We start from the raw sequence: 12,324 nt of genomic DNA on the forward strand, positions 1-12,324 counted from the left end.
GTCAGTGCCCCACGATGCGAAGGTTGAAGGACTTGAGCGCGGCGGTCTTGGTGGGTTCGCTCATGTCGGTGACTTCCAGTGTCCAGGTGCCGAGCGAGGACTCGTCCAGAAACGCATTGCTGGAGGTGAGGTCGATGTAGAAGCCGGTCTTGGCATAGGCCGCGGGGTCCAGGACCGAGAACGGCGTGGCCACCACGCTGCGGGTGCCGCTGGGCGAGATGAGCACCACGCGCAGATTGCTCGGCGTCAGATGCGCAGACCGCAACGACAACTGCACTGCTTCGATCTTCATCGCCTGGGTGATGCGGATGCGCAGCGTGCCCGGCCGTGCCGGCCCGCCGATTTGGCTGGGCGGATTGGTGGACGCGACCCATTGCGTATCGCGCATGGGTGGCAGTGGCGTGAAGTAGCTCGCCTTGTAGACGGCTGCCGCGCCATCGGCCAAGCCGAACCCGTACCAATTGCTGAAGCGGTGTCCGGCGGCATTGGTGATCCAGCCCGGGTCGATCACGCTGCCCTGGTAGACCGCACGCGGCTGCCAGGGGTCGATCTGGCGTGCAGTGGTGGCCAGGATGTACTTGACATCGCGTGCGCTCAGTCTGGGGTTGGCACTCAATATCAGCGCCGCGACGCCGGAAACGGTAGGAGCCGCTGCGGAAGTACCGTTCATGATGGCGTTGTAGTTGCACGATCCCTCGATCTTGGAGGCACTGGTGTCCAAGGCATTGATGGGTGTGAGGCCGTCGAAGTTGGAACCTGCAGAGCAACCGCTCAGGTCGGTGGTGACAATCGCCGGGTCGTAAATAGTCCGAAGGTCGATGTCTGGAGCGAACTTGCGCTGATATCCGTATTCGCCGCCAATTCCGGAGATCCAGAGCGCTGAGCCGGGCGTGGAGTACGACGAACGCACTCCCTTCGCGTTAACGCTGCCGACCACGATGGTGCCAACCAGACTGTTGATCGCCTCGATGTTGTTCAGCGTACAACCGACATTCAATGCGCGTGTCGTGTCAGGGCACAGATCGATGGTATTGCCTTCCGCATCGTCGATCAGGAAATCTTGGAAGTTGTTGCCTGACGACTTGACGTAGATGCCGCCAAGACCGCTGCGGGTCGAGCGCATCAATGTTTCCCAGGAGCGTTGCTCTGCCCGAGTAAAATCGAGGTAGAACGATGCATTCGTTCCCCAGCTGTTGTTGAATACATCGATATTGCGCCCCTCCGGTCCCTCACCCCATGCGTAAAGGACGGCTGCGTAGTTTCTTGACGAATCGCGTGCCAGGAAGTCGAATCCTGCCAGCAGCACGTCCGGCGCCACCCCGCGCCCGCCGCGGCCGTTCCAGCCGACCGCGCCGATGATGCCGGCCACGGAGGTACCGTGGCCGCTACCCGGATCGATCGGCGTGGGGTCGTGCGAGCCGTCGCCAAAGTTGTAGGACCCGTTGGGCAGAATGTTTTCGGACATGTCTTCATGCGCCAATTCCAGTCCGTCATCCACCACACCGACGCGTACGCCACGGCCGCGGATGTTCAGCGAATGCAGGATGTCCACATCCATATCGACGCCGGGCACCGGGCGGCTGTCGGCGATCACGGCCTGTCCCTGATTGGAAATGTGCCATTGGTAGCGCAGCAGTGGATCGTTGCTCTTGGAGCTGGCAGTGATGGTGGCCGCGGTCACTGGCGTATCGGCCAGTGCGGGGAGTGACGGGCCTGTGATCAGTAAGGCACCGATCAACAGCGCGAGAGGGCGCCTGCGATAAGAGTTCATTCCGTTTTAGTCCAGTCAAGGGTAGGCACGATCGACGCGACACAGTTCCCCTCTGGCCGATCAGACAATCGGCCAGTGCAACGGCTTCAACAGATTCGGGCGGTGCCTATCGAGCCCGAATCAGAAGCATCAGGGGACGTCTAAGTGAATCCACGCGGCAGCGGCCGCGGCGAGCAAAACCGATCAGGCAGCGCCGAACAGATGCGCTTGGCCGTGCCAGCACGCAGTCAGTGTCAGGTGGGATCGGATGAGACGTGCAGGAGAACAACGCGAAGAAGCAGCAACAGAGTCCATGTCCATGTATCCCGAAAGAGCCAGTGAAACGCATCGATCCGAAACGCTGGATGGATGCGACCGGGTCATCAGTCGGCTCCCCTGTGCGCGTCCGCGCAGCCGACGCTGGCAATGCGAATGCAGTGGCAGCGATTCGATTAAAGATGGCCCACTCCGCGCTCGCAAGCTGAGCGCCAGAAGACAGTCGCGTGACTGGTTGCGCAATTTATGCCAGGCATGCGTATTCACGCGCGCAAAGCGAAGTTTTCGGCCGCGGAATTGGCCGCAATAGTGTGAAATGTATTGCGTGCCCATAGGCACAACGCATCGCGATGCGTGGGTCCGCTTCGCATCCGGGTCGGCGCACTGCGCAGATTGCGACGTTCATGCGCATCTGTCGCAGTGATGCGATGCCATACGATTCAGGACTGAGATGCTTTATGAGGGCGCGCGGCCAACGGCGCCTGGGCCGACATCCATGTCACCCGCATCGTTCAATGCAGCGTAGGGACGTGCCGGCCCGGTGACAGCATGGGCTGTCGCAATAGAAAAGGCGTCGATCCCGCGCGTGGCCCGGGATCGACGCCTTGATGCCGCGATGTCTTGAACCTGTCAGCTACCAGCGATACGCCACCGACATCTGGTACTGCCGCCCGGCAATCGGCCGGCCCATGAACACACCGCCGGTCGCCGCACCCGGCACGCGCACGTTGCCTTCGGTGAGCCCCAGCGTATCGGTAACGTTGCTGCCGCTGGCGGTCACTTCCCAATGCTCGCCCACATGCAGATTGGCGCCGATATCGACCATGTCGTAGGAGGGCAGGCGTTGGCTGTTGGCCAGGTCGGCAAAGCGATCGCCGATGTAGGAGTACGTGGCAAATACCTTCAGATCGCCGAACGGCAGCATCCAGTAATAACTCGGCGTGAGCCGGAACTGCCGCTTGGGTTGGCGCATTACCTGGTTGCCGGTGAACTCGCGATAGTTGCGGTATTTCGCATCCAGCCATACCCCGGTGCCGGCCAGCTCAAAGCCGCCGAACGGGCGGATCGCGCCTTCCACCTCCAGGCCGCGCGCGCGCGAATCGCCAACGGCGGTGAAGTTATCGCCATTGGCCAGGAATGCCTGGAACGGCGAATTCGTGAACGTGTTGTAGAACGCGGTGAGATACAGATCGTAGGCGCTGGCACCGGATTTAAGGCCAAGCTCGTACTGGTCCACTTCCTGGACGCGGTTCTGACCATCGCGCAGGTTATCGAAGCCGGGAAACTTCACACCCGAGTTGACGCGTGCGAACAGGCTGTTGCTGTCATTGAGTTTGAAGTTCAAGCCGGCCGTCCACGAGAACGCCTCGTCGTCCTGATCGATGCGGCGTGTGGTCGCCAAGGCCAGCGAGGTGGCGTTGTCGTACAAGGTGGCGGGGTTGCCATCCAGGTCCACCGTGCTGGTGTCGTGCACATTGCCGGTCACGCTCTGGCGCTCGTAGCGTGCGCCCAGGTCCAATCGCAGCCGGTCGTTGAGTTCCCACTCGTCGGCCACGAAGGCGGCGATGTTTTCGCCGTCGTAGTTGGCGCGCAGATTCAAGAACGCGGTGCTGGTGAAGCCCTGACGCGTGGCCTGGCGTCCATCGTCCAATGCCACGTCGATGCGACGTGCGTTGTTCTGTGCGGTGAGCAACATGGTGTTGCCCAGGTACCAGGTATCGGCCGAGGAATACTTGGCGTAGTACGCGCCCACGGTCAAGGTATTGCCGGCAAACAGCTCACGGCTCAAGCGCAGATCGTTGGTGAAGGAATTCAGGCGCTTGTCCACCGACCACCAGCCGGCTTCGAGCACCTGTTGATTCGGGTCGACTGCGCTGCCGCCATTGGTATACGTCGCGCTACCGCTGCTGCCGTAGCCGGCAATGAAATCGCTCAACCGCAGCGGCGCATCGCCGGTGAATAATGCATAGGTGGGTGCGCTGCCGCTCATCACGTTGAAGCGGTCGGCAATGGTCCAGTCGCCGATTTCCCAATTCAGTTCGCCGCCGAATACATCGATGTTGACACCGCGCCCATCGGCCAGGTCGCGTTGCACGGTCTCACCGTTCGGCCCGACCAGCAGATCCACGTTGCGGAAATCGCGACCGAGCAAGGTGCCGGTCTGCGCATTCAAGCCGGGGAAGCTGGACAGGTCGTTGCCGTTATTGCGCGACAGCAGCGGAATCGCGGTGTAGAAGGCATTGTTGTCGTCGGTATGCCGCGCATAGAACGACAGCTCGCCGCTGTCCCAACGCTTGCTCAAGGTGGCGCTGAACTGGCCACCCTTGTCTGCAGAAAACTGCGGGTCGCGCACGCCATCGGTTTCGCGAAAGAAGCCGCCCACGCTGTAGTACCAGCCATTGCCCATCGGCCCGCTGTTGAACACATCGATGCGGCGCAAATCATTGTTGCCGCCGGTCAGTCGCACGCTGCCCTCCGGCTCGTCCTGGCCTTTTTTCTGGATGAAATTGACCGTCAGCCCGGGCTGGCCGTTGGAAAAGATCGGGCTAGAGCCGCCACGTAGCACTTCCATGCGCTCGACGGTGTCGTCGACGCGGAACAGCGTGGAATTTTCCAGAAACGACAGGGTTGGCGGCGGAAACAGCGGTGAGCCATCCAGCTGCATGGTCACAAACGGCGCGTCGCCTTCGGAAGGCATGCCGCGCACGAAGATGTTGGCGCCGGTGCCGCCGCCGCTGGGTTCGGCCCACACGCCCGGTACGATCTTCAACAGGTCGGCAGTGCTCTGCGGCACTGCTTGCTGGATCTGTTCGGGGCTGGCGGTGGTGATCGAAAAGCTGGCATCGCGCTTGGCCAGTCCCTTGAAGCGCGCGGTACCGCTGACGATCACCGCATCCAGCGTGGTGGCGTCCTGCTTGGTTGTCTCTTGCGGTGCGGTCTGCGCGTGCGCCATCGGCGCAAGCAAGGTGGCGATGGTCAGCGATAACGCATAGCGGGGCATGGATGAAGTCATGATGATTTCCTTCTGTCGCAGCAACCGGCAGATCCCGTCGCAGTGAACGGCGTGCTGCCTGAAAAAGTGACTTGCCGCACAGGAATGCATCGATGGTGCAACAAGCCTGCACAGCGCGTGTTGCTGTTCTAACGGAGTCGCGCATAAAAGCTGTTGTGCGCCGCGTCAACGCATGCAGCGATCGAGGTGTGCGTGATGCGCGAGCGTACGCATGGATCGAGCGGCTCTAGGGCAGCTCGGGAAACGGGTGTACAGCTGCCAGGCGGACGCAGCTGATGCCCGCTGCGTCGTGTGCAACGCATACATCCCGATTCCTCCGCGTCGCCGCACCAAACTGACGACGGCTCGCTACGTTTTGGTAGTGGCTCTCTTGGCGCGCATGTTGACTCGAACGCATGCAGTGGCAACCACGTGCGAGCGCTGCTGCGCGCAGCGTGGCGAAGATGATTGCGTTGTTCTACGCGCGTCTTATGTCGCGGCAACAGTGCGCAGCGGCGCCGCTTCGCGAATCGGCAGGTTGATCAGCGCGGCCGCAACCGCAAGCACCATGTCGCCGTACCACATCCAGCTGTAGTCGCCGCTGTGTTCCAGCACCACTCCGCCCAGCCAGGCGCCGAAGAAACCGCCGAGCTGGTGCGAGAGCAAGGTCAGGCCGAACAGTGTGCCCATATAGCGCGGGCCGAACAGCTTGCCGATCAATCCCGCAGTCGGCGGCACCGTGGCCAGCCAGGTGAAGCCCAGTGCGGCCGCAAACAGATAGAACGTCAACGGTGTAGGCGGTGCGAGCAGGTACACGCCGATCAGTGCCGCGCGGCTGGCATACATCGCGCACAGCAACCACTTCATGCGCACGCGTTCGCCCAGCTTGCCGGCGACCAGACTGCCGGCCACATTGAACAGGCCGATCAGCGCGATCGACACTGCCGACACGCTGGCCGGCAACCCGCACAGCGCCACCTCGCCGGGCAGATGCGTGACCAGGAAGGCGATATGCACCCCGCAGGTGAAAAAGCCCAGATGCAGGCACCAATAACTGCGGTCGCGTACCGCCAGCCGCAGTTGCGCGCGCAGGCCGATGTCATCGGCGGCACGCACAGATGCGCTGTCCGCTGCGGATGGCACGCGGCGCAACGGCCAGGCCAGCGGCAAGGTCAGCAGCGACACCAGTGCCAAGCCGAGCATCGCCTTGGCCCAGCCGGCCGCGCCGATCATCACCTGCACCAACGGGGCGAAGACGAACTGGCCCAGCGAGCCGCCGGCATTGATCAATCCGGCCGCAAACGAACGCCGTTCCGGTGCGATACGGCTGGCGGTGGCGCCGATCAACACTGAAAAACTGCCAGCGCCGGCACCAGCTGCCGCCAACACGCCCAGCGACACGATCAAGCCCCATTCGCTGGCCAGCCACGGCGTCAGCGCCAATCCCAACGACAGCAACACGCCGCCGAACAGCAGTACCGGCAGCGGTCCGCGCTGATCGGCGATTGCACCGAACACCGGTTGCACCGCGCCCCAGACCAATTGCCCGATCGCCAGCGCGAAGCTGATCGAGGCGATACCGATGCCGGTCTGCCGATGGATCGGCTCGACGAACAGCCCGGTGGTCTGGCGCGCGCCCATGGTCAGCATCAGCATCGCCGAGGCGGTCAGCAGCAGGCCCCATTGCGCACTGGCGCGCGCGGTCGCCGACGCACTCATGCGGCGGTGTCCAGCACGGCATCCAGGCGGTCCAGCGTGGCATGCAGCTGCGCGGTGGGCGCTGCACCGAACAGCGTCTCGATGCGCTGCTGTGCGGCGAGCCAGTGCGGTTGTGCGCGCCGCAGCAATCCACGGCCGCTGCGGCTCAGGATCAGCCACGTTTGCCTGGCATCCTCGCCGCGCTGAGTGGTGATCCATCCAGCGGCAAGCAAGGGCTTGAGGTTGCGGGTGAGGGTGGTGCGGTCCATGCCCAAGGCCTGTGCCAGTGTGCCCAGCGACTGCGCCGTATTGAGCCGGCGCAGGATCGAATACGCGTTGAGGCTCAGCCCCACCGGTGCCAGCGCATGGTCGTACAGCTGCGACATCCGACGCGCCGCCCGACGCAAATGAAAGCAGGTGCAGTTGGAAGTGCTGGACATGAACGCGCTCCGCAGGATGCGCCCATATTGCGTGTATATGCACTTATCTACAAGTGGCCAGAGTTACTACAGCTTCCCAAGCAACGGCGCTTTTCCATAAACGCCGTAGTCCCCAACCAATCAACCAACCACGTAGGAGCGCACCCGGGCGCGACCACGCATGACCGTGACCGGTTATCGCGCAGTAGAGCGTGCACTGCCATATCTAGTTCCGCGGACAAGAGCCACCGGTGTTGCGAAACAGCCAGCGCTGTTACACAGGGACTACCGCTGTGCAATGAAGGCTGCACAACGCGTCGGCGTTGTCCCTGTGCCGGTCCGTCCGTGCGATTCGGGTTGCGACAAGCACTACATCCCAGCGCGGCGAACCGATCGGCAACCGATCGACAACCCCAAACAAAAAAGGCCGCCCGAAGGCGGCCTCGCTTCTACTCAGCGGGGGAGAGAGACCGCTGTCAGAAGAACATCCGCACGCCGAACGAGGCGCTGCGGCCAGGCAACATCACATCGTCCTTGAGGAAGGAGGTGTGCACGCGTGCGTCCTGATTGGTCAGGTTGTTGCCGTCCAGAAACACTTCCCACGCATTGCTGCCGCGGTCCACGTGATACGCCAGATGCGCATCCACGAAGGTGTAGCCATCGGTCGGGGTTTCGTTCACCGCCACCTTGTCCTGCTTCATGGTGCGGGTGGCGCCAATCGAGGCGCGCCATGCATCGGCATTCCAGCGCATTTGCGCACCGAAGCGGCCCGGCGCGATGCGCGGCAGATTGTCGCCGTCCTTCAGGCGTGCACGCACGGTATCGCCGAACACGCGCAGGTCCCACGCGCCGGTGTCGTTGTTGGCCAGGTGGAACGTCGCTTCGCCTTCGAAGCCGTGGAAGATCGCATCGGCCTGCGTCCACTGGCGGATCGGCAGGAAGTCGTTGTCTTCTGCGTTGAACCACTGATTGCCGGTGTCGACGATGTAGACGAAGTCGTTGTAGCGGTTGTAATACGCCGCCACCTTGGCATCCACCCATTCGTTCTGGAAGTTGAGCCCCAGCTCGGCCTGGTTGGCCTTTTCGGTCTTCAGATTCGCATCGCCGATCTCGAAAGCGAGCGTGGCGATATGCGGGCCGTTGGCGAACAGTTCTTCTTCGGCCGGTGCGCGCTCGGCGTGATCCAGGTTGGCGGTCAGGCGCCACTGCTCGTTGAAGCGGAAACCGCCGCTGGCCGAGAAGCTGGTTGGGGTGAAATCGCGGTCCACGCCGATGTCGGTCTGATACTTGACCTTGTCCACGCGCGCACCGACTTCAGCGGTGACACGCTCCCAGCTGTTGCGCGCCACGGCGAATGCGCCGAGCGAACGGGTATCGGTCTTGGGGACGAAGGATTCTTCACCCACTGCCTGGAAGGTGGTATCGCTGCCTTGCAGGCCGAACGCGGTCTGCCAGCCGCCACCAAAGGTGAACGAGGCTTCCACGCGGCCTTCGTTGGCGCGCTTGGTGAACACGGTGCCGACTTCGGTGCCTTCGAACTCGGTGTGTGCGTAGTCGGTATGGCCGAAGCTGTAACGCAGCGCGCTGCCTTCGCCCCACGGATCGGTTAACCCGCCCTTGAGGTCGTAGCGGTCCTGCTGCAGCTTCAACGACACGCCACGCTCGCCGAGGGACGGGTCGCCCGGCTCACCGGGGTTGCCATAGTTGTCGCGGAAGCGCGAGGCCGACAGGCCGACAAAGCCCCAATCGCCTGAGAGCGAGGCGCCGATCGAGCCCACCTTCGAGTCGATCCAGCTATTGCGCTGGCGGCCTTGCGGGGTGTCGTAATCGTTCTGGTTGCGGTACACGCCATCGGCGTGGATCGACAGGCCGCTGCCGTTGCCGGCATCGACACGGAACATGTCGGTGTTGCCGTCCTTGTCGCCGCCATCGAAGCGTACTTCGGCGCGGCCGCTGAAACCGTCCACCGGCGTTTCGGCAATGCGGCCATCGACCACGTTGACCACGCCGCCGATCGCGCCGGAGCCGTACAGCAGCGTGGACGGTCCCTTCAACACTTCGATCTGGTTGGCCAGAAACGGCTCGATGGCCGGCGAATGGTCCTGGCTGACGGTGGACACGTCCTGGGTGGACAGGCCATCGCGCAGCACCGCCACGCGCGGGCCGTCCAGGCCGCGAATGATCGGCCGGCCGACGCCGGGACCGAAGTTGGAGCTCTGCACGCCCGGCAGGCTGGACACGGTCTCGCCCAGGCTCGAACTGCGCACCTCATCCAGACGCTCGCCTGCCAGCACCTCGACCGGGCGGCTCAGCTCGCCGGCCGCATCGCGCAGCGGGCTGGCGGTGACCACCACCTTGTCCAGGTCCTTGATGTGCCGGCCGCTGGAATGGGTGGCGTCATGCCGGGTGTCCGATGTCGGCGGCGTCTGCGGGTCGGCAACGTCCGGTGCGTCTTCGGCCATGGCCAGGGCAGGAGTCAACAGACTGGTCAGTGCCAGTGATAGAGCGGAGCGGCGCAGCGAGGGGATGAGCGTGGGGGCCATGTGGATCGGACTCTCTAATTGTTACTATATATCAATAGGATGGCGCAGTTTGCCTGCTGCGCCGACGGCAAGCCCCGCTCTGCGCGATGCAGTGGTGCGGGCCTGGAACAAGGAAGATGTTATATTATTCCACGTCGCCGCGAGCACCTGCTGGAAGTCATGCCTCTGCCCACACTTCGCCATCTGCTAGACCGCTTCGGTGCGACCGGGTCGCTGCTGTGCGCCGTGCACTGCGCGGTACTGCCGCTGGTGCTGGCCCTGGCGCCGTCGCTCGGGTTGTCGTTCTGGCTGGGCGATGGCGTCGAACTGGCGATCGTGGTGTTCGTGACCTTGCTGGGTCTTTTCAGCCTGGTCCTGGGGTATCGCCGCCACAAGGCGCTGCATGCGCTGGCGCTGCTGCTGCCTGGCCTGGCGCTGCTTTGGGTGGGTCTGTTGTACGACCCGCTGCACCATTCGGTGGTGCCACACGCAGTGGTGATGACGCTGGGCGGCGCTTTGGTCGGCATTGCCCACCTGGTCAATCTGCGGCTGAATCACGGGCATGCGCATGTCCATGACGCGAGCTGTGCGCACTGATATGCGCTGACGCGCGACTGCGCGATGGTTGCAGTCGGTGGTGCGGACGATCGTTTTGACGCTGTTGCCAGGCCGCTGCCGTGAGGTGACAGCCAGGCGCCTGCCGATGTATCCGCTTCACGACCGGCTGGCTCACAGGCCTGCAGGCCGTCCGGGCTGCGCGGCCCCGGGCCGACGTGATAGGCTTATCGGCCTTGCGCGAGGGCACCGCCGGTGCAAACCTCGCCAAACCCGTGCCAGCACGGGAATTTGTATTCACATTCAGGAGTCGACGAAATGGGTAAGGGTGACCGTAAGACCGCCAAGGGCAAGCGCTACAACGCCAGCTACGGCAATTCGCGTTCGCACGCGGTGAGCAAGGTTGTCGTGGGTGCAGCTTCCCCGGTTGCCAAGAAGGGCGTGGTCAAGGCGCCGGCCAAGAAGGCTGTTGCCAAGAAGACCGTCGCCAAGGCCAGCTGACCCCAGCCCGCTTTGCGATCTAAAAACGCGGCGCTTGCGCCGCGTTTTTTTATGTCCGGTCTCAGTGGGAAACGCTGATCGAATGCTTGCCGGGTTACCCGTGCTGATGCGGGTCTGAGCAGTGGCTGCGGTAGCGCGTCTTCAGCGTCGGCATCCGGTGCGATGACGCGCCACGCATCCGAACAATGGCTCGCGCCATGTCATCAATCGGCGCCGTTCTTGATGCAGTCCGATAAAGCCCTGCGCGCATCGATAACGCCGCGTCCCTAGTGCGCTGTGTCCGCAGCCGGCGCTGGGTTCTTCGCCGCTGGCGTCAGCAACTGCTCGGCCAGTCCGCGATAGATCGGCGTCTTGCACACCAGCCCGGACACCGCGCGTGCAATCAACACGGTAGCCAGGATTGGCAGCAGCATCTGGCTGGTGTCGGTGAGCTCCAGCGAAATCACTGCCGAGGTCAGCGGTGCCTGCGTGACGCCGGTCAGGTAGGCGCACATGCCTAGCAGCACGAAGGTACGCGGGTCCACGCTCGGCATCAGCACCGACAGGTTGTGGCCGATGCCGGCACCGACGGCGAGGGCGGGCGAGAACAGGCCGCCCGGGATGCCGGCCAGGTACGAGACCAGGTTGGCGATGAGCTTCATCAACCCAAACTCATGACCGACCACGGCATGCCCCTGCACCAGGCTGCGCGCCTGCTCGTAACCGGTGCCGAAGGCGCCTTGCCCGAACACCAGCGCCAGCCCGACCAGCGCCACGCCGCATAACGCGGCCAGCAGCACCGGGTGCCGCTGGCGCAGTGCGCCCAGCCAGCGTGGTTTACCGCTGACACTGGCCAGTACCAGACGCGCGAAGATCCCGCCGAGCAGCCCGGCCACGCTGCCGCACAGCGCGATCGCCAGCCATGCCTGGCCCAGCGGCAAGGCCACCGCCACTTTGCCGAAGTAGGTGTAGTTGCCCAGCAATCCCAGCGACACCACGCCGCCGACGATCACCGCAGTGAGCAAGGTGCCGGAGAAGCGGTGCTCGAAGCGCCCGCTCAATTCTTCGATCGCAAAGACCACGCCAGCGAGCGGCGTATTGAAGGCTGCGGCAATACCGGCCGCGCCGCCGGCAAGCAGAAAATGCGAGAGCTCGCGCGGATCGTGAAAGCCGAACCAGCGCCCGAATACGTGCATCAGGCTGGCGCCGACATGCACGGTGGGGCCTTCGCGTCCGACCGATGCGCCGCCGAGCAGCGACAGGGTGGTCAACGCAAGTTTGCCCAGCGACACACGCAACGACAGGTTGGTGTCGCGAAACGCCGGGTCCGGATGCTCCAGCGCGGCGATGACCTGCGGAATGCCGCTGCCGCGGGTGGGGCGCATCGCCCCGGAGGTGAGCCAGGCGAGCAGGGCGAAGATGCCCGGCGTCAGCAGCAGCGCCCACCAGATCGAATGCGCGGTAATGCGTTGAAACAAGTGGAAGGCAGCATCGCTGGCCTTGGCGAACACGATGGCGACCAGGGCCACCGCAATGGCGCCACCCCAGAGTGCAGCGCGACGACGCCAGCCTTCGCTGGATAACAGCGGCCGCAAGCGGCGCGGCGAGGGATCAGAAGCAGACATCGCCCTA

Annotated in this window: 8 protein-coding genes and 1 other RNA gene; 3 read left to right on the forward strand and 6 right to left on the reverse strand. The window is 63.6% G+C overall.

What is annotated here, in order from left to right; translation table 11 throughout:
* Window position 1: 1 nt before the first annotated feature.
* A complete protein-coding gene (locus tag RQH86_RS21770; RefSeq protein ID WP_311240409.1) occupies window positions 2-1,771 on the reverse strand; it encodes a S8 family serine peptidase in 1,770 nt (589 codons plus the stop codon).
* A gap of 889 nt (window positions 1,772-2,660) precedes the next feature.
* Complete coding sequence (locus tag RQH86_RS21775; RefSeq protein WP_311260638.1) at window positions 2,661-5,039, reverse strand: TonB-dependent receptor; 2,379 nt, start codon at window positions 5,037-5,039, stop codon at window positions 2,661-2,663.
* Between the two features lie 289 nt (window positions 5,040-5,328).
* Between RQH86_RS21775 and RQH86_RS21780 the strand changes: the two genes are divergently transcribed.
* Window positions 5,329-5,403: non-coding RNA, sX9 sRNA (locus tag RQH86_RS21780), on the forward strand.
* Between the two features lie 104 nt (window positions 5,404-5,507).
* Here the strand turns inward: RQH86_RS21780 and RQH86_RS21785 are convergent.
* The 3 genes from RQH86_RS21785 to RQH86_RS21795 all read right to left on the reverse strand — a co-directional run bounded on the left by RQH86_RS21785 (window position 5,508) and on the right by RQH86_RS21795 (window position 9,678).
* A complete protein-coding gene (locus RQH86_RS21785; protein ID WP_311240152.1) occupies window positions 5,508-6,737 on the reverse strand; it encodes an MFS transporter in 1,230 nt (409 codons plus the stop codon).
* Window positions 6,734-7,156, reverse strand: coding sequence for a MarR family transcriptional regulator (locus RQH86_RS21790; protein ID WP_311240151.1), 423 nt, complete (start codon window positions 7,154-7,156; stop codon window positions 6,734-6,736). The genes RQH86_RS21785 and RQH86_RS21790 overlap by 4 nt, the downstream gene beginning before the upstream one ends.
* A gap of 455 nt (window positions 7,157-7,611) precedes the next feature.
* Window positions 7,612-9,678 (reverse strand): TonB-dependent receptor, encoded by a 2,067-nt coding sequence (locus tag RQH86_RS21795; protein WP_055849854.1) that lies wholly within the window; start codon window positions 9,676-9,678, stop codon window positions 7,612-7,614.
* Between the two features lie 159 nt (window positions 9,679-9,837).
* Between RQH86_RS21795 and RQH86_RS21800 the strand changes: the two genes are divergently transcribed.
* Together RQH86_RS21800 and RQH86_RS21805 are read left to right on the forward strand one after the other, a co-directional pair.
* On the forward strand, window positions 9,838-10,254 hold the full coding sequence (locus tag RQH86_RS21800; protein ID WP_055849856.1) for a MerC domain-containing protein: 417 nt from the start codon (window positions 9,838-9,840) through the stop codon (window positions 10,252-10,254).
* Between the two features lie 276 nt (window positions 10,255-10,530).
* Window positions 10,531-10,713 (forward strand): 30S ribosomal protein THX, encoded by a 183-nt coding sequence (locus RQH86_RS21805; protein WP_055849858.1) that lies wholly within the window; start codon window positions 10,531-10,533, stop codon window positions 10,711-10,713.
* A 266-nt stretch (window positions 10,714-10,979) separates the two neighbouring features.
* Here RQH86_RS21805 and RQH86_RS21810 read toward each other — a convergent pair whose 3' ends face one another.
* A complete protein-coding gene (locus tag RQH86_RS21810) occupies window positions 10,980-12,317 on the reverse strand; it encodes a chloride channel protein (RefSeq protein WP_311240150.1) in 1,338 nt (445 codons plus the stop codon).
* Window positions 12,318-12,324: the final 7 nt, after the last annotated feature.

The sequence above is a fragment of the Xanthomonas sp. WCS2018Noco2-27 genome, from assembly GCF_031843525.1.
GTDB lineage: Bacteria > Pseudomonadota > Gammaproteobacteria > Xanthomonadales > Xanthomonadaceae > Xanthomonas.